The 20385-nt window shown below is 61.9% G+C and carries 26 protein-coding genes; 12 read left to right on the plus strand and 14 right to left on the minus strand.

Annotated elements, in window-relative coordinates:
* Window positions 1–187 precede the first annotated feature (187 nt).
* From fldA to KEC16_RS16165, 3 genes are all read left to right on the plus strand, one after another.
* Window positions 188–670 carry a flavodoxin FldA gene (gene fldA, locus KEC16_RS16155; protein WP_211550817.1) on the plus strand — a complete coding sequence of 161 codons (483 nt, stop codon included), beginning with the start codon at window positions 188–190 and terminating at the stop codon, window positions 668–670.
* Window positions 649–1035 (plus strand): DUF2023 family protein, encoded by a 387-nt coding sequence (locus KEC16_RS16160; RefSeq protein ID WP_249209254.1) that lies wholly within the window; start codon window positions 649–651, stop codon window positions 1033–1035. The genes fldA and KEC16_RS16160 overlap by 22 nt, the downstream gene beginning before the upstream one ends.
* Before the next feature lie 159 nt (window positions 1036–1194).
* Window positions 1195–1581 (plus strand): hypothetical protein, encoded by a 387-nt coding sequence (locus KEC16_RS16165; RefSeq protein WP_211550819.1) that lies wholly within the window; start codon window positions 1195–1197, stop codon window positions 1579–1581.
* A gap of 40 nt (window positions 1582–1621) precedes the next feature.
* On the opposite strand, the gene KEC16_RS16170 is transcribed toward KEC16_RS16165, so the two are convergent.
* Complete coding sequence (locus KEC16_RS16170) at window positions 1622–2719, minus strand: YeeE/YedE family protein (RefSeq protein ID WP_211550821.1); 1098 nt, start codon at window positions 2717–2719, stop codon at window positions 1622–1624.
* A gap of 261 nt (window positions 2720–2980) precedes the next feature.
* Here KEC16_RS16170 and dsrE2 point away from each other — a divergent pair, with 261 nt between their 5' ends.
* From dsrE2 to KEC16_RS16190, 4 genes are read left to right on the plus strand one after another with little or no spacing between them, the layout of a single operon-like run.
* The gene (gene dsrE2, locus KEC16_RS16175; RefSeq protein ID WP_211550823.1) at window positions 2981–3469 is read left to right on the plus strand and encodes a sulfur carrier protein DsrE2; all 489 of its coding nucleotides are present in this window, start codon (window positions 2981–2983) and stop codon (window positions 3467–3469) included.
* The gene (locus tag KEC16_RS16180; protein ID WP_211550825.1) at window positions 3445–3786 is read left to right on the plus strand and encodes a ribbon-helix-helix domain-containing protein; all 342 of its coding nucleotides are present in this window, start codon (window positions 3445–3447) and stop codon (window positions 3784–3786) included. Before dsrE2 ends, KEC16_RS16180 begins: the two co-directional genes overlap by 25 nt.
* A 37-nt stretch (window positions 3787–3823) precedes the next feature.
* Complete coding sequence (locus tag KEC16_RS16185; RefSeq protein ID WP_211550827.1) at window positions 3824–4048, plus strand: sulfurtransferase TusA family protein; 225 nt, start codon at window positions 3824–3826, stop codon at window positions 4046–4048.
* Between the two features lie 4 nt (window positions 4049–4052).
* A complete protein-coding gene (locus KEC16_RS16190) occupies window positions 4053–4415 on the plus strand; it encodes a transcriptional regulator (RefSeq protein ID WP_211550829.1) in 363 nt (120 codons plus the stop codon).
* Window positions 4416–4563: 148 nt separating this feature from the next.
* Here the strand turns inward: KEC16_RS16190 and guaA are convergent, their stop codons facing one another.
* The 4 genes from guaA to KEC16_RS16210 form a co-directional block, all read right to left on the minus strand.
* Window positions 4564–6117 carry a glutamine-hydrolyzing GMP synthase gene (gene guaA, locus KEC16_RS16195; protein WP_211550831.1) on the minus strand — a complete coding sequence of 518 codons (1554 nt, stop codon included), beginning with the start codon at window positions 6115–6117 and terminating at the stop codon, window positions 4564–4566.
* Between the two features lie 159 nt (window positions 6118–6276).
* Window positions 6277–6486, minus strand: coding sequence for a hypothetical protein (locus tag KEC16_RS16200; RefSeq protein ID WP_211550833.1), 210 nt, complete (start codon window positions 6484–6486; stop codon window positions 6277–6279).
* Between the two features lie 101 nt (window positions 6487–6587).
* Complete coding sequence (locus KEC16_RS16205; RefSeq protein ID WP_211550835.1) at window positions 6588–6857, minus strand: ribbon-helix-helix domain-containing protein; 270 nt, start codon at window positions 6855–6857, stop codon at window positions 6588–6590.
* A 43-nt stretch (window positions 6858–6900) separates the two neighbouring features.
* Window positions 6901–7485, minus strand: coding sequence for a DJ-1/PfpI family protein (locus KEC16_RS16210; protein WP_211550837.1), 585 nt, complete (start codon window positions 7483–7485; stop codon window positions 6901–6903).
* Between the two features lie 158 nt (window positions 7486–7643).
* Between KEC16_RS16210 and KEC16_RS16215 the strand changes: the two genes are divergently transcribed.
* Together KEC16_RS16215 and KEC16_RS16220 are read left to right on the plus strand one after the other, a co-directional pair.
* Entirely contained in the window at window positions 7644–8123 is a 480-nt protein-coding gene (locus tag KEC16_RS16215) for a hypothetical protein (RefSeq protein ID WP_211550839.1), read from the plus strand.
* Between the two features lie 65 nt (window positions 8124–8188).
* Complete coding sequence (locus KEC16_RS16220) at window positions 8189–9187, plus strand: magnesium transporter CorA family protein (RefSeq protein WP_211550841.1); 999 nt, start codon at window positions 8189–8191, stop codon at window positions 9185–9187.
* Between the two features lie 16 nt (window positions 9188–9203).
* Here KEC16_RS16220 and KEC16_RS16225 read toward each other — a convergent pair whose 3' ends face one another.
* Window positions 9204–9836, minus strand: coding sequence for a hypothetical protein (locus tag KEC16_RS16225; RefSeq protein ID WP_211550843.1), 633 nt, complete (start codon window positions 9834–9836; stop codon window positions 9204–9206).
* A 91-nt stretch (window positions 9837–9927) separates the two neighbouring features.
* On the minus strand, window positions 9928–10830 hold the full coding sequence (locus tag KEC16_RS16230; protein ID WP_211550845.1) for a LysR family transcriptional regulator: 903 nt from the start codon (window positions 10828–10830) through the stop codon (window positions 9928–9930).
* Between the two features lie 110 nt (window positions 10831–10940).
* Here KEC16_RS16230 and KEC16_RS16235 point away from each other — a divergent pair, with 110 nt between their 5' ends.
* Window positions 10941–11132, plus strand: coding sequence for a hypothetical protein (locus KEC16_RS16235; RefSeq protein WP_211550846.1), 192 nt, complete (start codon window positions 10941–10943; stop codon window positions 11130–11132).
* Here the strand turns inward: KEC16_RS16235 and cyoE are convergent.
* The 3 genes from cyoE to KEC16_RS16250 form a co-directional block, all read right to left on the minus strand.
* Window positions 11081–11935, minus strand: a complete 855-nt coding sequence (gene cyoE, locus KEC16_RS16240) for a heme o synthase (RefSeq protein ID WP_211550848.1) — start codon at window positions 11933–11935, stop codon at window positions 11081–11083. The two genes, KEC16_RS16235 and cyoE, sit on opposite strands and share 52 nt — an antisense overlap.
* A 14-nt stretch (window positions 11936–11949) precedes the next feature.
* The gene (locus KEC16_RS16245; RefSeq protein ID WP_211550850.1) at window positions 11950–12372 is read right to left on the minus strand and encodes a DUF420 domain-containing protein; all 423 of its coding nucleotides are present in this window, start codon (window positions 12370–12372) and stop codon (window positions 11950–11952) included.
* A gap of 272 nt (window positions 12373–12644) precedes the next feature.
* Window positions 12645–13301 (minus strand): MBL fold metallo-hydrolase, encoded by a 657-nt coding sequence (locus KEC16_RS16250; RefSeq protein WP_211550852.1) that lies wholly within the window; start codon window positions 13299–13301, stop codon window positions 12645–12647.
* A gap of 143 nt (window positions 13302–13444) precedes the next feature.
* Between KEC16_RS16250 and KEC16_RS16255 the strand changes: the two genes are divergently transcribed.
* Complete coding sequence (locus KEC16_RS16255) at window positions 13445–14338, plus strand: LOG family protein (protein ID WP_211550854.1); 894 nt, start codon at window positions 13445–13447, stop codon at window positions 14336–14338.
* 191 nt (window positions 14339–14529) lie between these two features.
* A complete protein-coding gene (locus tag KEC16_RS16260; protein ID WP_211550856.1) occupies window positions 14530–15219 on the plus strand; it encodes a cytidylate kinase-like family protein in 690 nt (229 codons plus the stop codon).
* A gap of 187 nt (window positions 15220–15406) precedes the next feature.
* Here KEC16_RS16260 and KEC16_RS16265 read toward each other — a convergent pair whose 3' ends face one another.
* From KEC16_RS16265 to KEC16_RS16280, 4 genes are read right to left on the minus strand one after another with little or no spacing between them, the layout of a single operon-like run.
* A complete protein-coding gene (locus KEC16_RS16265) occupies window positions 15407–17233 on the minus strand; it encodes a hypothetical protein (RefSeq protein WP_211550858.1) in 1827 nt (608 codons plus the stop codon).
* A gap of 18 nt (window positions 17234–17251) precedes the next feature.
* On the minus strand, window positions 17252–18079 hold the full coding sequence (gene rsmA / locus KEC16_RS16270) for a 16S rRNA (adenine(1518)-N(6)/adenine(1519)-N(6))-dimethyltransferase RsmA (RefSeq protein WP_211550860.1): 828 nt from the start codon (window positions 18077–18079) through the stop codon (window positions 17252–17254).
* Window positions 18072–19082 (minus strand): 4-hydroxythreonine-4-phosphate dehydrogenase PdxA, encoded by a 1011-nt coding sequence (gene pdxA, locus KEC16_RS16275; RefSeq protein WP_211550862.1) that lies wholly within the window; start codon window positions 19080–19082, stop codon window positions 18072–18074. The genes rsmA and pdxA overlap by 8 nt, the downstream gene beginning before the upstream one ends.
* Window positions 19083–19092: 10 nt before the next feature.
* On the minus strand, window positions 19093–20361 hold the full coding sequence (locus tag KEC16_RS16280) for a peptidylprolyl isomerase (RefSeq protein ID WP_211550864.1): 1269 nt from the start codon (window positions 20359–20361) through the stop codon (window positions 19093–19095).
* Window positions 20362–20385: the final 24 nt, after the last annotated feature.

Genomic DNA, 20385 nt, shown 5'->3' on the forward strand with positions numbered 1-20385 from the left:
ACATCCTGGCGGCGACAAGGCCGTCGCCGGCGCGGGATTGAGCGAATCCGCTCCAAAATAAGGCGAATGTGAACGGGTGATGAGAAAATGAGCGAATGACCTGACTTTCTGTGCGGTTTTACATTGCGAATGCGTCGCAATAGCGATAGCCTCCTCGCGTCAATCACTTGATTCGAGGGCAAACAAGATGAGCGTGACGGTGATTTTTGGTTCCGATCAGGGGTGCACGCGGGGCATTGCCAATCGCATCGCCAAGAAATTGAACGGCAAGAGTCTGGACATCAAAAAGGCGACGGCGGAAGACCTGGAAGCTTGCCATTTGCTGATTTTGGGCTGTCCCACCTATGGCTTTGGCGATCTTCAATCCGATTGGGAGGACCGCATCGACATCTTGGATGACGTTGATCTGGCCGGCAAGAAAGTGGCCTTGTTCGGCACCGGCGATCAGGTCAATTATCCCGATTCGTTTATCGACGCGGTCGGCATCTTGTATGACCGGGTCACCGCCAAGGGGGCCCAGGTCGTCGGTTTCACCGAGACTGCCGGCTACGACTTCACCGGCTCGGCCGCCCTGCGCGATGGCCGCTTCGTCGGTCTGGCCCTGGATGAGGACAATCAATCCGGCAAGACCGAGGGGAGGATTGGCGCATGGATCAGCCAACTGACCTGAAACCGCCCATGGCCGGTTTTCTGCCGCAATATCTCTATGAGCTGAAAAAGGGGGTGCGGCCGTTGTTCTTGCTGACCATGAGCGCGGCCGAGGCCGAGCTGGTGCAAAAGCGCTTGGAAAAGGAAGCGGTGGCCTTTTACCGGCAATGTGTGTCCGAGACCAAGGTCAATATGTTCTTCGGTCAGGCTTATTGTATCGCCATGGTGCGATCCATCGTCACCGGACCACTGAACGCCTTGTCGCCGGAACAGGATTTCATCCTCGGAACCTTGCTGGGCTACGAACGGGAACAGCAATGTCGGCGTTACCTGATCCGCGCCAGTCCGAGTGCGCGGATCCATTCAGAGCGGGCGCCGACGAATTGACGGGACCGTGCCGGCCAGATCAAAGCTATTCAGCGAAGCGCGCCAGTAAGCACAACTAAAAATACATTTCGTTCATTGACAGGCCCTTGTTCGGAAATGCAGTGTTTGGCTGTCAACATTGAGTTGATTGACAATCATTGCACGAAGGAGAGTTCTGCCATGGGTGCTGTGACCCTGACCAATCTGACCGGCGCGACTGTTTCCGTGAACAACTTCACCATCAACACCGTGCAGATCACCGCCAATGGCACGCCGCTGCCGCTGGGGGCGACCGGCTCTTATTTCTACAACGGCAAAAGCTGGAACGATTTCGACGATCTGAATCTGGATGTGGTTCTGAACGGGAGTTCCTATCACGTCAATCTGAACCGGGGGCATTATTTCGGCGGTGGTGACTTCCACTATCCCGGCAATGGCTCTGATGTCAGCTATGTGTTGCTCGGGACCGATTCCTCCAGTTCCTCGATCCGTTTTCTGCTGGCTTATCGGCAAGCTGGCGCCGCCACCTTGCTTTATAGCACGGACAGCAAAAGCCTGGATCGCTGAGCAAGGGCGAAGGGCCGGCGGACGCCGGCCCTTCTGTCGTTCAACCGCGGCCCAGCGTCGCTTTCAGCGCGGCGCCGACGTTACCTTCCTCCATGTATTTCAGGCCCCAGACGCCACCAAACAAAATAGCCGCCAGGGCAATGACCGAGGTCGCCGACAAGGTGGAGATGCCGGTCAGGCCCTGGCCGATGGTGCAGCCCATGGCCATGACGCCGCCGGTGCCCATCATCGCCGCGCCGATCAGATGGCGGCCCATGTCGGCGGCATCGGAAAAAGCCTCGATGTGGAAGCTTTTTCCCGTCAGTGCCGATAGGAAGGCGCCGACGATGACGCCGCCGATTGCGGCGATGCCGAAAGTGATGGTCGCGCCGGTATAGGTCATCAAATACATCATGGAATCGCCCATGGGGGCGACGAAGGTGAAACTGGACAGCGGGGTGGGGTCGAAATCGTCGGCGCCCAGCATTCCGGTGATCCACCAGCCGGCCGGCACCAGCAGGCCGATGATCAGGCCGCCGATGATGTCGTGCGGGGCGGCGCGAAATTCGGCATCCTTGAAGCAGAACACCAACAGACCGCCGGCGATGAGGGCGACCGTCAGCCAGCGCGCCAATCCCTCGGTCAATCCCCATGCCGTCAGTAAGGCCGGCAGGCCTTGGTTGGCGGCGACGCCGGTCATGCTGATATTGGTGATCGCCTCGATTTGCACGCGGCCCAGGCCGATCAGACCCTTTAGCGTCATATAGGCGAACAGGCCGATCACCAAGAAGGTGACGACGGATTTCAGATTGCCGCCGCCGATGCGGACCAGCGTCTTGTTGCCGCAGCCGCCGGCCAAGGTCATGCCAAAGCCGAACAGAACGCCGCCGATGATCGCCCCGGCCCAGGCCAGCGGGCCTTGCAGATAGATGCTTTTACCCAAATCGATCAAGCCGCCCTGGTGCATGCCCTGGCTGACGATCATGCCGACGGCCAAAGCCAGCATCCAGGCGCGGAAGCGCCGCCAGTCGTCCATGAAGACGATGTCGGACAGTGCCCCCATGGTGCAGAAATTGGTACGCTGGGCGGTGGCCCCAAAGACCAGGCCCGCCACGAAGGCGGCCCCACCGACGATGGTGGTGATTGGCAATTCGCTCACGTTCTTCCTCCCGGTTCAGGGTCCCCTTTGGTGCTCGCGACAGCGAAGACGCTTGGCGGCTGGGGCTTCCTCGTGTATATTTCTTCATGCTAAATTAGCACCGGCCCTGACCATCGCACAAGACCCGCTTGTAGCGCGGCAGGAATAACGGGGCGAGAGAAAAACAGGTGTAGGCGCCAGTTACTACCATCAGTGGCTTGGCGACGTCTTAGAGTGGCTTGCACATTAGAAAAACATAATGCAAACCACGGGAGGAAAAGCATGGCTGCCAACGGCAAGTCGATGTCCATTATCGTCACCAAGGGTTCGCTCGATTGGGCCTATCCGCCGTTCATCCTGGCCACCACCGCGGCGGCCATGGATTTGGACGTGACACTGTTTTTCACCTTTTACGGTCTGACGCTGTTAAAGAAGAATCTGGACCTCAAAGTCACCACCTTGGGCAATGCCGGCATGGAAATGCCGATGATGGGCGGCCATATGGTCATGCCCAATCTGGTCGGCGCCTTGCCGGGCATGGATGCCATGGCGACGGCGATGATGAAGGGGTTGATCAAGAAGAAAGGCGTCGCCTCGATCGAGGATTTGCGCGACGCGGCGAAAGAATGCGGCGTGCGCATGATCGCCTGTCAGATGACCATGGATCTGTTCGAATACGATGCCAAGGATTTGATCGACGGCGTCGAATATGCCGGGGCGGCCACTTATATCGAGACAGCGACCCAGTGCGACATCAACCTGTTCATCTAGACCCGGCCAAGCCGCCGGTCTTTGCCAGCGACGACCACGGCGACGGACCGTTGGCGCGTTTGTTCGGCTTGTGCAATTCCGAGCAGGCGCGGGCATACGCGCCGGAAAAGCGCTCGGTCCGTATCCATGGCCATTCCACCACCATCCGGCTTGAACGGGCGTTCTGGACGGTGTTGGATGAGATGGCCAGGGATGAGGGCGTCGCCGCAAGCGCCCTTATTGCCCGCATCCACGACCATTGTCTGGTCAATAACGACAAGAATTTGGCATCGTGTCTGCGGGTGGTGTGCCTGAAATACATCAATCTCGGCAATTGAAGCGGTCGGCCGGGGGGAACTCTAGGAGAGGTCACATATGAGCACGGTTCTCGACGTCAAGGGTTTGAACTGCCCGCTGCCCATCCTGCGCACCAAGAAGGCGATGAAGGACATCGCCGTGGACGCGGTGCTGGAAGTCCATGCCACCGATCCTGGCTCGGTCAAGGACATGGAAGCCTTTTGCAAGCAGACCGGCAACGAATTGATGGAAACCGCTGAAACCGGCGGCGTCTATCAGTTCAAGATCAAGCGCAAGAGCTGATCCCATGCGGCATTTGCCGGTATTGTTCGCCATGCTGGCCGCGGTCCTGGTCATGATGACCGGGGCCGCGCGCGCCGCCGAATTGGTGATGGTGGAAGCCAAGGGCTGCGCCTGGTGCGCCAAATGGCATCGTGATCTGGGCGCCATCTATGGGAAAACAGAGGAGGGCCGCAAACTGCCGTTGCGAATCGTCCACCTGGAAACCCTGCCGCCGGATTTGCGCAAGATCAAGGGGCTGCGTTACGCCCCCACCTTCGTCGCCCTGCAATGCGGCCGCGAGATCGGCCGGATTGTCGGCTATAACGGGGATGACATGTTCTGGGGCGAGTTGGCCGAAATCGCCAAAAAGCTGAAGCCTGCCTGTTAGAGCTGGACGTGATACGCTGGAAATGCTTGTGCGGGCATGGGGCCGAAGAAACACCGGCTCCCATTGGACGAATGGGCGAGCGGATGGAAGATGAGAGCAAGAAGGCTCCCGAAGGAGCCCTCCCTAAATCAGCGAAGTGCTTGAAAAATCATTCCCACTCAATCGTCCCCGGCGGCTTGGACGTCACGTCGTAGGTCACCCGGTTGATGCCCTTGCACTCGTTGATGATGCGATTGGCGACGCGGCCCAAAAAGGCCATGTCGAAGGGATAGAAATCGGCGGTCATGCCGTCGGTGGACGTCACCGCGCGCAGCGCGCAGGCATAATCATAGGAACGCGAATCGCCCATGACGCCGACGGTGCGCACCGGCAGCAACACGGTAAAGGCCTGCCAGATGACGTCATACAGGCCGGCGTTGCGGATTTCTTCCAGGTAAATGGCATCGGCCTTTTTCAGGATTTCCAGCTTGTCGCGGGTGATTTCCTGGCCGGGGATGCGGATGGCCAAACCGGGGCCGGGGAAGGGGTGACGGCCGACCATTTCGTCGGGCAGGCCCAATTCGCGGCCTAGCGCGCGGACTTCGTCCTTGAACAATTCGCGCAAGGGTTCCACCAGCTTCATGTTCATGCGTTCGGGCAGGCCGCCCACATTGTGGTGGCTTTTGATGGTGACGCTGGGGCCGCCGATGAACGACACGCTTTCGATGACGTCGGGGTACAGCGTGCCCTGCGCCAGGAAATCGGCACCGCCGATCCGCTTGGCTTCTTCCTCGAACACGTCGATGAACAAGGCGCCGATGGTCTTACGCTTTTGCTCGGGGTCGGTCATGCCGGCCAAGCGGCCAAGGAACAGATCCGAAGCGTCGTTATGGATCAGGTTGATGTTGAAACGGTCGCGGAAGACGCTGACCACCTGTTCGGATTCGCCCAAGCGCATCAGCCCGTGATCGACATAGACGCAGGTCAACTGGTCGCCGATGGCTTCATGGATCAATGCCGCCACCACCGAGGAATCGACGCCGCCGGACAGGCCGCAAATCACCCGGCCCTTGCCCACTTGTTGGCGGATCTTGGCGATGGCCTGATCCTTGAACGCGGCCATGGTCCAGTTGCCCTGGCAGCCGGCGACGGTGTGGGTGAAATTCTTCAGCAATTGGGCGCCGTGCGGGGTGTGCACCACTTCGGGGTGGAACTGCACGGCATAGAACCGGCGCTCGTCATTGGCGATGGCGGCAAACGGAGCGCCTTCCGAGGTGCCGACGACGCGGAAGCCATCGGGCAGCTTGGTGACGCGGTCACCGTGGCTCATCCAGACCTGTTCCGTGCTGCCCTTGGCCCATACCCCGGTGAACAAGGCGCAATCGTCGATGATCTCGACATACGCGCGGCCGAATTCGCGGTGATCGCCCGGCTCGACCTTACCGCCCAATTGTTCGCACATGGTTTGCTGGCCATAGCAGATGCCCAGGACGGGAACGCCCAGGGCGAACACCGCCTCGGGGGCGCGCGGGCTGCCGAAATCGGCCACCGAGCTGGGGCCGCCGGACAAGATGACGGCCTGGGGGGCGAACTGGGCCAGGGATTCGGCGGTGACCCGGTTAAAGGGGTGGATTTCGCAATAGACGCCGCTTTCGCGCACCCGGCGCGCGATCAACTGGGTCACTTGGCTGCCGAAATCAAGGATCAGGACGCGGTCGGACATGGCTGGCCTCGGGAAACGGGGATGATGTTTGGGCGCGCACTCTAGCCCCAAGGCGGCAGCCTGGGCAAGAAACAAGGCCCGCGCCTTGACGGCGCGGGCCTTGGAATTTGAGAAACCGGCCCCGCTTATGTGGGGGGGGCGGGGCCGGTCCCCAAGGGATCAGCCGCCAGTGCGGCTGATCACCTTATCCATCCAGGTCGCCAACAACCCGAAGGCGGCGACCATGCACAGGCCCAGCGGAACCAGAACCCACAGATCGATGGTGCTAAAACTGGTGGCTTGGCCTTTGATCATGAACGAATTGATCATCACCCAGACCAGGACCGGGGCGCCCATGGCCAGAACCAAAAGATAGGGAAGGATGCGCAAAGCCGTCTCCGTCAAAGAGTGTAATCAATCTAAGAACAATTCGCGGGTCTTAGCCGAGCCCTACGCACAAGTCAAGCCTCGGATAAATAACGCTAAAAATTCTATGGGTTTAGGCGGAGGCCAAGATGGGTGACGCAAACGACCCGCAGCAGCGAGGCAAAATTGCCGATTTCGCCGCGGCGTTCGATCACTTCGTCGTGCAATTGGGTGAGGAATTGAGCCAGGCTCAGTCCGCCCTCGGCGGCGATGGTTTCCAGAATCTGCCAGAACCGCCGTTCGACCTTGATGCTGGTGACGACACCGCCGATGCGCACCGACCGCGCCACGCTTTGATAGAGCAACGGGTCGGTGCTGGCGTAGATGTCGCACATGACGGCCTCCGGCGATGAAAATCGGACAGGCCGTCAGCATAGCTCAGCCATGGCTGATTTTGGTGCCCAAAACCGCCAGGAACTGGGCCATCCATGCCGGATGGGCGGGCCAGGCAGGAGCGGTGACCAAATGGCCGTCGGTGACGGCGCCATCAATGGCGATGTCGGCATAGAAGCCGCCGGCCAGGGTGACCTCGGGGGCGCAGGCCGGATAGGCTGAAACCCGCTTGCCGGTCAAGATACCGGCGGCGGCCAGCAATTGGGCGCCGTGGCAGATGGCGGCGATGGGCTTGGCGGCGGCGTCAAAGGCGCGGACCAGGTTCAGCACATCGGTGTTCAGGCGCAAATATTCCGGTGCCCGGCCGCCGGGAATAACCAAGGCATCGTAAGCGTCGGCCTTGGCCGCGGTGAAATCGGCGTTCAAGGTGAAATTATGGCCGCGCTTTTCACTGTAGGTCTGGTCTCCCTCGAAATCGTGGATGGCGGTGCGCACCTGTTGGCCGGATTCCTTGCCGGGACAGACCGCATCGACGCTGTGGCCCACCGCCAGCAAGATTTGAAACGGAACCATGGTTTCGTAATCCTCGGCATAATCGCCGACGATCATCAGAATTTTCTTGGCGGCCATGGGGCGGCCCTCCCTGTGATTATGGTTGTGGAGAGCATTATGGTATTACCAGGGCGGTTGCGGGTAACACCCCGGTACTACGCTTGTCCGTTGTCAAGGTCGGGCGCCAGGGGGGCGGCTATGGTGGCCGGGATTTTGCGTTGATCCGGGGAATGAATATGCCGCGTGCATTTTTAGGGGTGGTCATGGCCGCCCTGCTGTTATCGGCCTGTTATCAGGTGTCGTCTCCGGTGGTCGAAACCGGAATGGCGGTTCCCGGCTGGCGTGACGGCGTCTATGGCCGTGACGACGGCACCCAGGTGGATATCCGCTGGGATGGCGAGCAGGGAGGCTATGTGATTGGGGCGGGTGGCGTGGTGCGGCTGGCACGATTGAACGCCAGTCTGTTCGTGGCCGATTATCAGGCGGAGCGCCGCATCGTATTGCTGGCGCGGATGGCGGAAAACGGTGACGTGGTGTTTTTGGTTCCCTCGGCCGAGGCCGAGCGGCACTTGACGGCGCAAAATCACCTGAGCGTGCGGCCGGGACCGATCCCACGGCTTGACGGCTCGTCCGCCTCGGTCCGGCGCTATTTTCAGGATTTGGCGACGCAGGCCGAGCTGACCGAGGCGGCGCGGTTGCGCTGGCTGCATTCGTAACTTGATTGTGTGCCGAGGCTGAACCATACAAGGGGCGCGCTCACGAGAACCGGGGAGTTCGCCACTTGGCCATTGCCGCCAGCACCCAGTCCACCGCCGCCTTGAGCGAAGCCGGGATGGTCTATGCTTTCGCCGTCAAGAACGGCAAGGCGCAAGCCCATCGGCCGCTGTTGGATGGGCCAATCGAGGCGGATTTCGTCTGGATTCACGTCAATTTCGCCACCGAACCGGGACGGCAATGGTTGTTGCGTCATTCCGGCCTGCCGCCGCAATTGGCGTCGATGATGCTGGACCGCAACGAAGAGCCGGGGGCGCAGGTGTTCGGCAATGGCTGTCTGATCGTGCTGGAGGATCGCTTGCGCGATTTCGATTCCGATGGCGGCGAGTTGGCGGAAATCCATGTCTGGCTTGAACAAAACCGCCTGATCACCGGCCGGTGGCGGCCGTTGGCGGCCACGGACCGTCTGCGTTTTCGCCTGGAAGTGGGCGAGGCGCCGCCCACCGCCGCCGCCTTGTTCTTTCACCTGTTGGAAGAAACCATCGCCGATCTGGAAAGCTTTGGTCGTCGGGTTCGCCGTCGTTTCGACGCCTTGGAAGACATCGTGCTGGATGATGCCGCCGACGGTGTCGCCGGCGAACTGGGCGCCATCCGCCGCGAGGCGATCAAGTTGCGTCGTCGGGCCATGCCGTTGCGGCAATTGTTTTCCCGCCTGCAAAACACCTTGCCGGCCTGGGTCCGCGACGAAGAAGGCGAGAGCTTCGATCCGCTGCTCAGTCGGGTTGAACGGTCGATGAGCGATTTGCAGGATTGCGTCGAGCAATCACGGCTGCTGCACGACGAATTCGCCGCGCGTTCGGCGGAACGCTCGGGCCGCAACCTCTATATCCTGTCCGTTCTGTCGGCGGTGATGCTGCCGCTCAATCTGGTCACCGGTTTGTTCGGCATGAATGTCGCCGGTATTCCCGGACTGGAAAATCACGCGGCTTTTTGGTGGATTTTGGCCGGCATGGTCGCCTTTACCGTCGTCGTCATGGTGTGGTTCAAGCGCAAGCGCTGGTTTTGACCGGGGTGGGGCTTGCTTAAAATATGATGTGAGTGCTGTTGCCAAACTTGCCCGACTTGACGACTTGCCCGCTGGTGATACCTGACATGTGGGTGATGATGTAAATCCCAAGATCATCGGAATAGGTCGCAGCGTATTTGAATTTGGCCGCGCTGAATATTCTGTAATCCCCCGTCGTCGAGATATCGATGGCGGGAAATTGTGTCGTCGATTCGAATGTATCTCCGAATGAAGAATATCCTAGATAATTATGTTCCTGTTCCAGGAATACAGATTCATTGTATGAAGACATCAATATGATTGTGTTTGTGGACGTGTTGGATCGTATTGCCCGGTTACGGAAGACTTCAAAAACCTTTTCCACCGCATCCTCGGACAGGTAATCGATGTCTGACCGAATGTGCTTGCTGTAAAAGCCGGTGGGGCTGCGGTCAAAATCGCGTTTTTTGCGCTTATTGTTGATGTAGCTGTCGTCCATGCGCTGGACAACGGCGGAGCGAGCCGGCGGCATCCATGCCTTGGGTTGGATGGCTGCCACGGCGCCCCAACGGGTGGGGGGAATGGCATGACCCTGGCCATGGCGTTGAACGACCTTGGGGGCCGTTGGCGGCGGCGGATGAATCCGGAAGGGTGGTCTTGAGCCAGACATCGCCACTCCACACGTAAAATGCACATTAACGCTACATTTTTTCACCAAAGATGGTCAATTGTGTTTTCCCCCGCCTTTGTTTTGAGGGGGGTTAGAGGAAACGTTCTTCGGTCGGATCGGCGAAGCGTTCGCGCAGATAGCGGAAGACCGCCTGAACACGGGCGGCGCCGTTGGTTTCGCTGTGCGAGACCAACCACAACGGCATGGCCACTGATAGATCCAGGTCTAATTCCCGCAATTCGGGAATGGCTCGGGCGTAATAGGCCGGCAGAAAGGCGATGCCCAGGCCGGCGCGGGCCGCTTCCAGATAGGTGCGGGCTGAATCGGTGGCGAACACCACATGCGGGTGTTCCGCCACCAGCCGTCGCCATTGCTCGAATCCGGGCAAGGCGCCGTAGCCCAGGTGGTCAAGCAGGTCGTGTTCGAACACGTGCTCGAGACGGCGGGGCGTTCCGGCCCGCTCCAGGTAATCGGGGGCGGCGAAAGGATGAACACGAAAGGTGCCGACCTTGACGCCCACGGCCCGTGGGTCGAGCGGAATGGCCAATTGCAGGGCCATGTCGGCATCGCGGGTGCGCAAATCCACCACTTGATTGCCGACCCGGATGCGCAGGGTGATGCGGGGATAGCGCAGGCGGAAATCGGCCAACCAGCGGGTCAGCACGAAGGATGCCAAGCCTTCCGGGGCGGCGATGGTCACTTCGCCGGCCAATTCGCGGTCATGGCCGGCCAGATCGCGCTCGATGGCGCCGGCGGCGTCTTCCATCGCTTCGGCCATGGCCATCAATCGCTTGCCGGCCGGAGTCACCCGCATGGCGCGGCCGATTCGGTCGAACAGCTTGATCCCCAAGCTGGTTTCCAGCCGCTCGATGCGGCGGCCCACCGTGGTTTGGTTGGTCCGCAAGTCGTCGGCGGCACGCATGAACGACCCAGCCCGCACGGCGGCCAGGAAAAAGCGTAAATCATCCCAATCGTCGACGCGCTGCGGACTCATGCATAAATGCAATTCATTGTGGCGATATTTAGCATTTTCGCGAGCATGGCATAAGGTGCACCATCCGTTCAAGCCGCTCGTTGTTGCGGCGCGAAATACGGAGAACGACAATGCCTGACCTTCACCATCACACCCACGCCGCTCTTCGTCTGCGCCGCTGGGCCCGCCAGGGCACGTGGCGTCGGATGGTTCAGGCCAGCGCCCCTGGTCCGGCCCTGGCGGCGCCGTCGTTATTGGCCCGCATCGAGCATCAGCTCCAATGCCTGTCCAAGGCGATGACCGTCAACAATCCCAGCAGATAGGGAATCGACCAGGCGAAGTTCCAGCCGGCCCAGCGCCGGCTGGGAGTGGCCACCAGTTTCAGGTTCAAGCCGATCAGCACGATCCCCAGTCCGCCCGCCCCCCAGCCATAGATCGGCCCCAGCAAGCCCATCCCCCAGGGCAGCAGCGACGCCCCCACCAGCACCATCGAATTGGCCAAGATCCACCACGCCGTGCGCTGGTCGCCGACCACCACCGGCAGCATGGGAATGCCGGCGGCGCGGTAATCCTCGGCCAGCAGAATGGCCAGGGACCAGAAATGACTGGGGGTCCACAAGAACAAGGTGATCGCCAAAAGAGTCGGCAACATCCAGGTTGACGGCGCCACCACCGCCGCCCCGGCCAGCAGGGCGAAACTGCCGGCGGCGCCGCCGAAGACGATGTTCCACCACGTCCGCCGCTTCAGCCACACCGTATAGATCACCGCATAGACGAAAATTCCCAAGAACAGGTGCAGCGCCACCACCCAGTTCAGCGTCATCACCGCTGTCGACATGGCGGCGATGGTCAGGCCGGCGGACAGCATCAGCGCGTCGGTGGGATGGACGGCGCCGATGACCATGGGGCGGTTGCGAGTCCGTTTCATCAGGCCGTCGATGTCGCGGTCGTACAGGTGATTGAACACCGCCGATCCGCCTGATCCCATCATCATGGTCAGCACCAGGGCCAGCATGGTCAGCGGATCGATGGTGTCGGCCATGGCGGCATAGCCGGCGGCGGCGGTGGCGGCGATGGTGACGCCGATGCGCAGCTTCATCAGTTCGGTCGCGTGCTTGATGCGCATGGCGTGATCCCCGCTCAGGTGTAGAGGTGGTAAAGCATCCCATAGACGATCAGGCCCGAGGCGCTGACATAGATCCAGATCGGCCAGGTCCAGCGGGCCAAGGGGCGGTGGGCGTCGAAGCGACCGGCCAGGGCGCGGGCCAAGGTCAGCAAGATCATCGGCGTGACCGCCACCGCCAGCACGACATGGCTGACCAGCAAGGTGTAATACAGCGGCCGCACGGCGCCGCTGCCGCGAAAGACGAAGATCGGGGCGGAAAAGTGATAGGCGATATAAGCAATCAGGAACAAGGCGCTGGCGGCGACGGCGGTCAGCATGGCCCGACGGTGCAGGTCGCGGCGGCCGGCGCGGATAAAGCCGAAGCCGGCCAAGGCCGCCAGCAGCGCCGCGCCGTTCAGGCTGGCGGTGACGTGGGGCAGAATGGCGGCGGCTTCCATCTTACCGGCCCATCATGACGCCGAAGCGCAGCAAGGTGGCGGCGTAAAGGCCGATGGCGACGAGGGCGAGCAGCAACAAGGTCAGCCGTCCAGCGCGGCGCGGAGAGACATCCATGGCACGGTTCCCCTTTATGGTTATAAGGGAAGTGGGGATGACGGCTTGCGGTTAAAAGAGGGGGCGTTGTCCGCCGAACCGCTATACGGGCGGTTGCGGGTTGCGGAGCGAAATGGGGCGGCAGGAAATTCCTGACACTGCCTCGGGCGCTCGCCGATTAAGCCATCATCTTCCACCAGCGCCGCGCCTCGTCGGCGCCCCAGTCGGGGCCGTGGCCGGAATAAAGGCGGGCGTCGTCCTTGACCTTGCCAAGCAGGCGACCGATGGATTCCCACAGCGTCGCCTCGGAACCGCCGGGCAGGTCGGTGCGGCCAACGCCTTGGCGGAACAAGGTGTCGCCGGTGATCACGAAATCGCCAAAATCAAAGCAGACGCCGCCGGGGGTGTGGCCGGGGGTGAAGATGGTCTTGATCGCGACGCCGCCCAAGCTGAAATCGGGTTCGTCGTCGAACAGGTGCAGATTGGTCGGGCCGTCCTGTCCCTGGCCGGTGAAGGCCTTGTTCAGGTCGCTGGCCCGTTCGATCACCGGCTTTTCCTTGGTATGGGCAATGGTCGGCACTTTCAGCGCCTGCTCGACGGCGCGGGCGGCGCCCAGATGATCGGGGTGGCCATGGGTCAGCCAGATGGCCACCGGCGTGCCGGCTTGCGCGGTGACGGCGTCAATGATCTGCGCCGCGTCGCCGCCGGGATCGACGATGACGATTTCGCCGCTGGGTTTGTGGCGGACGATATAGCAGTTCTGGTACCAGGGCGGCGAGGACACCGCGATGGTCAGGGAAAAATCACCAAAATCACCGGCAGCATGAGTGGTCATTATTTCGCATCCGCAGCAATCAAAGCGAAAGATAATGTTCTATACGGGATAAATGGGGCAATTTCCAGGCATGACCCTTTACCGGGTGGTAACGAAGCCCCATGACAATAGAAGGCGTATTCTTTTGATGAAACGAGTTTTCCATGGATGACGATGTGTCTGACGCCCCCTTTCCTTCGGCTCTTGATGAATGCATCGCCGCGCCGGCGCAAGCGGTGGTGACGGCGCAGACCGTCTCGCCTGCGTATAGGCTGGCTTTTGCCGATGACGATTTCCTGTTGCGCTCCGACATGCGGGCGGTGCGCCTGCAACTGGAATTGCTGAAGCCGGAATTGCTGCAACAAGAACAGGGCATCCGCTCGACCATCGCCATGTTCGGCTCGGCCCGCATTCCCGCCCCCGAGGTGGCCCAGGCCCGGCTGGATGAGGCGGAAGCGGCGGCGCGCAGCCATCCGCGCGATAAAGCGGTCGCGCACGAGCTGACCGTGGCGCGGCGCATGCACGCCAACAGCCGTTATTACGAAGAAGCCCGGCGGCTGGCCGGTATCGTCACCGGCACCTGTATCGGGGAACATATTTGTGATTTCGTCGTCAAGACCGGCGGCGGTCCCGGCATCATGGAGGCGGCCAATCGCGGCGCTTTCGAGATTGGCGGCAAATCCATCGGCTTGAACATCGTCTTGCCGCATGAACAGGCTCCCAACGCCTTCATCACCCCCGATCTGTGCTTTCGCTTTCATTATTTCGCCATCCGCAAGATGCATTTCATGATCCGGGTCAAGGCTCTGGTGGTGTTTCCCGGCGGCTTTGGCACCATGGATGAATTGTTCGAAGCGCTGACCTTGATCCAGACCGGCAAGATCGAGCCGATTCCGGTCATCATGTTCGGACGCGAATACTGGCAGCGCGTGATCAATTTCGACGCCATGGCCATGGAGGGCATGATCGGTCCGACCGACAAGGATTTGCTGACCTTCGTCGAAACCGCCGAGGAAGCCTGGAACATCATTTCCGATTTTTACCGACTGCCGCGTTGATCTCGGGTTAACGCCTGATCCGAGGGGGCGTGGGTTGGGGTAGGATAGCCCATCGCCCACCCCGGGGGGGGAGGGGGAAGACGCCTCCGATGGGTTGCTCTCACAGCTGTGCAGCCATGTCGCGAGGCGTCGCTGCTTTGTCTCTCCGCCGATCGGGCGTATGATGATCGGGAACGGTGAGGGAGGCGACCATGTCTCACAACATCCTATCGGTTATCGCGGCCATGGCCGAAGTGGCGAACGTCACCCATGACGACCCGACCACTCGGCATCCGAAGAAACCCGTCATTACCATTTCCCGCGACTATGGTTCCGGCGGCGACGTCATTGCCCACCGCCTGTCCCAACGCCTGGAAATCCCGCTTTACGACGAAGAGGTGCTCAAGGAAATCGCCATGCGTTTGCAGGACGATCCCGCCGTTGTCCGCATGCTCGACGAAGGCTTTGGCCGGGCCAAGGATATGTGGCTGTATCGCCTGTTTTCCGGGAACGACGTCGGTCCCGACGTCTATCGCGACACCCTGGTCAAGGTGGTGATGAGCTTGGGCCGCATGGGCGGCGTTCTGGTCGGGCGCGGCGCCCACGTCATCTTGCATGAAGCTTGCGCCTTGCGGGTGCGCATCACCGGCACGCCGGAAATTTGCGCCCGACGCATGATCGGTCAGGGATATGGCGGTCTCGAGCATCAATTGGAAAAGGTGCTGGAAATCAACCACAAGCGCGGCAAATTCGTGTGGGAGGTGTTTAATTCCCGCCTGTCCGACGCCAGTCAGTTCGACATCAACATCAACACCGACCGCATGGCCGATTTCGAGGATGTGGTCGGGATGTTGGAAGTGATGGCCCGCGCCATTCATGCGGGCCGGGTGCTGGGACTGTAAAACCACATCCCCGTGAGTGAAGCTCATGGGGATGTGGTTAGGCCCAAGGGGCCGCGCGGCTTATGCCGCGTAAGCCAAGCATCCGGCGGGATGCGCCCGGCACCTGAGGGCACCGCTGATCGGCCCCGATCAGCGGGATATGGCATAAGACCACATCCCCGTGAGTGAAGCTCATGGGGATCAAGGGTCAGCCGATGCGGCCAAGGCTTTGACCGCCACCCGGCGGGCCGTCCAGTTGCGGCGCGCCGGTATTGGCGGTTTGCTTCATCAGCTTTTCCACCTCTTCCTGCATCTTGCCGGCCACTTCGACGATGGGGGCGAAGCCGCGCGGATCGGCGATGCGTTGCAGCAAGGCCTTGCCGTGGGCGAGAACGACCAAGGCTTCTTCCTTGTGCGCGGGCAACAGCGGTTGCGTCTGTCGGCGCAGCCGGGCGGGGATGCGGCGCAGCAGGCCCATGCGGCGGTTGGACAGCACCTTATAATTCATCACTTCGGCCAACAGATCGAGGTAATCGCAGGGAGACAGCGCCTCGAACAGGTGTTCGATCAGCTCTATTTCGCTGAATTCCAAGATCAGGAAGACGCGCTGGGTTTTTTGCCAATCGGCGATGAATTGACCGACATCGGCCAGACGCTGGGCGATCTCTGGCGCGAAGACGGTGCTATCCAGCATCTTCCAGGCCTTGGATGAGGCCATCGGCAATTTGCCGGGCAAGCCGAAATTCCGGCTGAGTTGTTGCGCCACCGCCAGCAAGGCGCGGCTGTCGCATTCATGCGTTGCCTTGCCCCAACAGGCATAAAGCAAATCAAGGGCGGCGAAATCGGATTGCGGTCCCTCGTCGTCGAGCAGGGCGGCCAAAGCGGTTCGATCGGCGGGCAGATCCGCGCTCCCGCGCGCTTCGCCCTTGGTTTGGCCAAGGGTGGGGCAATTGGCGGCGATGATCTGGTCCACCCGTGCCGCCAAGGCTGCTGCTTCCCCGGCGTCGGTTTTTTCGGCGTCGGTTTCCTTTGGGCTGACTTCCTCGGTGACGGGGGCGTCGGCCAGGGGCAGGTTTTCCGGTTCAGGCTCGGGTTCCGGCAGGGGGGCGGGTTCTGGCGTGGGCTCGGGCTCGGGCTCGGTTAAATGCTCTGGCGCCATGGGCGGCTCTGGCGTCGGCATCTCGGGCGCCGCCGCCGGACGTGAGGGCGGGCGGCGTTTGGTCTTGACCTTGACCTTGAGATCCGGCTTTTCCGGTTCCGCCGTGTCAGTCACGGTTTGTGGCGGTGGTGGCGGCTCCGCCGTTGGGATGGCGGGGGCCGCTTGCTGGGATTTGACCCGCAATTTGCGGCCGGCCTTGCGATGGATTTTCACGTGCCGCGTGGTCGGCGCCTCTGGCTCAGGCTCGGGCTCGGATAAGGTTTCCGCCGGTTGCGCGGCTTGGGCGCGCGGTGGGGGGATGAAAGTGTCGATAACCTCGTCGACCAGCGGCAACGGCGCCATGTTGCTGGCGTTGGTTTCCGCCAAGGGGGCCGCCATGACGGCGGGGGGGGACGGTTCGGCGGTCCAGCCGCCGGGGGGGCTGGTGTTGGCAGGCCCCATTTCATCAAGCAAAAATCGGTCGTTTTCCGCCTGGGGCGAGGGCGACGGCAGGGTCGTCGCCGTTTCCGGCCGTGGGCTGTTGCTTTTGCGGCGCTGCCGGCGGCGTTGTTCGGCGCTGGTGAAATCGGGGAAAGCCGGCACGATGGCTTGCGCCTGCGTGGCGCGGGCGCCGGCCAGGACGGCATCGACGACGCGCAATTGCGGTAGCATGTCTTCGTGGCCGCTGTCGTCGCCAGGAGCCGCGGCGGAAGCGGCGGGCGTGTGCGGCAACCCGGCCTCCAGGGTCTGGGCGATGCCATACAGGCTGCCGGGGGGGGCCGTCGCGTCATCGTCCGCGGCCAGCACATGCTCCAGCGTATCGGCCAGCTGCTCTGCCGGGATACCGACGATATCGGCCGGGATGCACCGGCTGCGTGCCGAGGTTGTGATGCTCATGTGCACACCATAGCATGGCTATGGGTGTTCATGCCGATCCAAAAGTTCGGCAAGGGCGCAGAACTCGGCGACCGATAATTCCTCGGCCCGCGCCGTTGGCGCGATGCCGGACGCGGCCAGGATTTCCTCGGCTGGCCCAAGTGATTTCAAGCTTGAACGCAACATTTTACGGCGCTGGCCAAAGGCGGCGGCGGTGACCCGTTCCAGCGTTTCCATCCGGGCCGGAGCCAGCGGCTGCGCCCGTGGCACCAATTGCACCACCGTTGACATGACGTTGGGCGGTGGGGTGAAGGCGCGCTTGTCCACATTGAACAGCGGTTGAACATGGCACAGCCACTGGGTGATCACCGACAATCGGCCGTAATCGGGACTGCGCGGGGCGGCGGCCAGTCGGTCCACCACTTCTTTTTGGAACATCAGGGTCAGGCTTTCAAAAGCCTGAATTCGGCGCAGCCAGGCCAGCAGCAGCACGGTCGAGATGTTGTAGGGCAGATTGGCGACGATGCGGCGCGGGGCTTCGCCTAAACTGGCCGCATCGACCTGCAAGGCGTCGCCGGCGATAATTTCCAGGCGGCCGGGATAGGCGGCGGCAATTTCGCCTTGGATGGCGATGGCGCGGTCGTCGCGCTCGATGGCGATGAGCTGGGCGCCGGCCTCGAGCAAGGCCCGTGTCAGGCCACCCGGTCCGGGGCCGATCTCGATGGTGGTGCCAAGACTCAGATTGCCGGCGGCACGGGCAATGCGGCCGGTCAGGTTAAGGTCAAGCAGGAAGTGCTGGCCCAGCGATTTGCGGGCGGTCAATCCATGGGCGGCGAGGACGTCGCGCAAGGGGGGGAGTTCAGCCAAGGTGTCGGCTCCGGTTGGTGGCCATGGCGGCGGCCATGTTCAACGCCGCCATCAGGCTGGTTTCCACGGCTTGGCCGGTGCCGGCCAAGGCGAAAGCGGTTCCATGATCGGGGGAGGTGCGGATGATCGGCAGCCCCAAGGTGACATTGACGCCGCCGTCGAAATCGATGGTCTTGATGGGGATCAGGGCCTGATCGTGATACATGCACAAGGCCGCGTCATAGGTGGCGCGGGCGCGGGCATGGAACAAGGTATCGGCGGGCAGCGGGCCGATTGCGTCGATGCCGTGGCGGCGCAGTTCGGCGATCGCGGGGGCAACGATATCGGCGTCTTCGTGCCCCATGGCGCCGTTCTCGCCGGCATGGGGGTTGAGACCGGCGACGGCCAGACGGGGGGTGGCGACGGCGAAATCGCGTCGCAACGCGGCGGCGGTAACGCGGCCGGCATGGACGATGGCCTGGGTGGTCAGCCCGGCGATGGCTTGGGCCAGGGACAGATGGATGGTGACCGGGACCACGCGCAATTGCGGGCAGGCCAGCATCATCACTTCCTGGCCGTCTTGCCCCAAGAGATGGGCCAGATATTCGGTGTGGCCGGGAAAACCAAAGCCGCCCTGGTACAGTACCGCCTTGTTGATGGGGTTGGTGACCAGCGCCGCCACCCGCCCTTGTGTCGCCAACTGGACGGCACGGGCGATGGACTCCAGCACCGTTTGGGTGTTGGCGGGGTCGGGGCGGCCTGGCGTCACCGGCTGGGTCAGGGGATGGGGGAGGACCGGCAAGGCCTGGGCGAACACGGCCGCGGCCTGTTCCGGCGCGCTGATGCTGGCGATGGGAACGTCCCAGCCCAATCCATCGGCCAGTTCACGCAGCCGCTCGGGGTCGTCAAGGACCAGGAAAGGGCGATCCAGGCGTTGGCGTTGCCGCCACGCCTTCAAGCTTAATTCGCCGCCGATTCCGGCCGGCTCGCCCATGGTCAGGGCCAGGGGCGGCTGATTGGTCATGCTGGGCCGATCACATGCGGACATCGACAAAGGCGGCGCGGCGCAAGTTGCGCAGGTATCGGCGCGCCAACATGTCGCGACGCTCATCCTCAATCTGACGGCGGATTTGTGCGGCGGTTGGCGGTGTCGCCACCAGGGCATCCTGGCGCGAGCACACCATGGGAACGATGATGCCTTCGGGAGTGTCCAAAGGCGGACCGGCTTGATTGGGCGGCAAGGCCGCAACGACGTTCTTGAGTTCAGGAGGCAATTCGCCGATGCGAATCGGTCCCTGCCGGGTCGGGATCGCGGCGCCGGCCTTGGTGGCCAAGGCGTCCAGTTCGGCACAGCTTTTGGCATTACGGGTCAGGCCAAAGGCGCGTTCCAACAATTCTTGCTTGGGCGGGGCGCCGGCGGGCACCGGCAAGATCAGGCGCGACACGGTGACGGTACTGTCCTCGGCACTGACGCTTTGCCCGACGATCCGGGTTTCCAGCACGGTCAGCAGATAATAACCGGTGGCGGTGCGAACCAGGGGGGATGTCTGGCCATGGCCGAGGTTTTCCAAGACCGCCGCGACTTCCTCATCGACCATGCCTTGCGACACCCAGCCGAGCTGGCCGCCATTAGAGGAGGTCGGCGAGCGCGAAAATTGGCGTGCCAGCGATGCGAAGGGGGTGCCTTGGTGCAGCCCTTCAAGCAGCTTTTCGCCCAATTGACGGGTTTCGTCTTCCTGTTCGTGGCTTTCCACCGGCAGGAAGATTTCAGCGGCGCGGACTTCGCGCAGTCCTTGGCGTTCGCTGATGCTTTGCAGACGATCATTGACTTCTTCGTCGCCGATACGGATTTGCGGACCGACGACGCGCGTCACCAGTCGCATCCAGGTCAGATCAGCGCGAATTTGATCACGCACCCGAGTCGGGTCAACGCCCTGACGGCCGAGATTGGCGAGCAAGGCCCCCCGAGGCATTCGACTTTGCTGCTCGACCATGGCGATGGCGCCATCGACGTCGGAGTTGGAGAGGACAATGCCCAGACGCTGGGCTTCTTGCAATTGCAGGCGTTCGTCGATCATTTTCCGCAAGACCTGCGGCAGCATCCGCTTCCGGGAATCCTGGGAATCGGGGATGTTGGACGAGACCAAAGCCAAGCGCATCCGGGCGTCCAGATCACGGAAGGAAATGGCTTCGTCATTGACCACGGCGACCACTCGGTCAAGCATTTGCGCCTGGGCGCGGCCCAAGGCGCAAAGGCTGAATGCGCCCGCCATCAAGCAGAGAAAGACAAAACGAAAAAACATGCTATGTCCTTCCTGTCGTGAACG

It is taken from the genome of Magnetospirillum sulfuroxidans (genome assembly GCF_018224925.1).
Classification (GTDB): domain Bacteria; phylum Pseudomonadota; class Alphaproteobacteria; order Rhodospirillales; family Magnetospirillaceae; genus Magnetospirillum; species Magnetospirillum sulfuroxidans.

Excerpts from the sequence above, each read along its gene's own strand:
- KEC16_RS16230 (WP_211550845.1), bottom strand. The coding sequence starts at position 10,830 with ATGAGTCCGCAGCGCGTCGACGATTGGGATGATTTACGCTTTTTCCTG.
- KEC16_RS16255 (WP_211550854.1), top strand. The coding sequence starts at position 13,445 with ATGGATGACGATGTGTCTGACGCCCCCTTTCCTTCGGCTCTTGATGAA.
- KEC16_RS16160 (WP_249209254.1), top strand. The coding sequence starts at position 649 with ATGGATCAGCCAACTGACCTGAAACCGCCCATGGCCGGTTTTCTGCCG.
- dsrE2 (WP_211550823.1), top strand. The coding sequence starts at position 2,981 with ATGGCTGCCAACGGCAAGTCGATGTCCATTATCGTCACCAAGGGTTCG.
- KEC16_RS16165 (WP_211550819.1), top strand. The coding sequence starts at position 1,195 with ATGGGTGCTGTGACCCTGACCAATCTGACCGGCGCGACTGTTTCCGTG.
- pdxA (WP_211550862.1), bottom strand. The coding sequence starts at position 19,082 with ATGACCAATCAGCCGCCCCTGGCCCTGACCATGGGCGAGCCGGCCGGA.
- KEC16_RS16225 (WP_211550843.1), bottom strand. The coding sequence starts at position 9,836 with ATGTCTGGCTCAAGACCACCCTTCCGGATTCATCCGCCGCCGCCAACG.
- KEC16_RS16205 (WP_211550835.1), bottom strand. The coding sequence starts at position 6,857 with ATGTGCGACATCTACGCCAGCACCGACCCGTTGCTCTATCAAAGCGTG.
- KEC16_RS16235 (WP_211550846.1), top strand. The coding sequence starts at position 10,941 with ATGCCTGACCTTCACCATCACACCCACGCCGCTCTTCGTCTGCGCCGC.
- fldA (WP_211550817.1), top strand. The coding sequence starts at position 188 with ATGAGCGTGACGGTGATTTTTGGTTCCGATCAGGGGTGCACGCGGGGC.
- KEC16_RS16265 (WP_211550858.1), bottom strand. The coding sequence starts at position 17,233 with ATGAGCATCACAACCTCGGCACGCAGCCGGTGCATCCCGGCCGATATC.
- KEC16_RS16185 (WP_211550827.1), top strand. The coding sequence starts at position 3,824 with ATGAGCACGGTTCTCGACGTCAAGGGTTTGAACTGCCCGCTGCCCATC.
- KEC16_RS16190 (WP_211550829.1), top strand. The coding sequence starts at position 4,053 with ATGCGGCATTTGCCGGTATTGTTCGCCATGCTGGCCGCGGTCCTGGTC.
- KEC16_RS16260 (WP_211550856.1), top strand. The coding sequence starts at position 14,530 with ATGTCTCACAACATCCTATCGGTTATCGCGGCCATGGCCGAAGTGGCG.
- KEC16_RS16280 (WP_211550864.1), bottom strand. The coding sequence starts at position 20,361 with ATGTTTTTTCGTTTTGTCTTTCTCTGCTTGATGGCGGGCGCATTCAGC.
- KEC16_RS16250 (WP_211550852.1), bottom strand. The coding sequence starts at position 13,301 with ATGACCACTCATGCTGCCGGTGATTTTGGTGATTTTTCCCTGACCATC.
- cyoE (WP_211550848.1), bottom strand. The coding sequence starts at position 11,935 with ATGCGCATCAAGCACGCGACCGAACTGATGAAGCTGCGCATCGGCGTC.
- KEC16_RS16215 (WP_211550839.1), top strand. The coding sequence starts at position 7,644 with ATGCCGCGTGCATTTTTAGGGGTGGTCATGGCCGCCCTGCTGTTATCG.
- guaA (WP_211550831.1), bottom strand. The coding sequence starts at position 6,117 with ATGTCCGACCGCGTCCTGATCCTTGATTTCGGCAGCCAAGTGACCCAG.
- KEC16_RS16210 (WP_211550837.1), bottom strand. The coding sequence starts at position 7,485 with ATGGCCGCCAAGAAAATTCTGATGATCGTCGGCGATTATGCCGAGGAT.
- KEC16_RS16245 (WP_211550850.1), bottom strand. The coding sequence starts at position 12,372 with ATGGAAGCCGCCGCCATTCTGCCCCACGTCACCGCCAGCCTGAACGGC.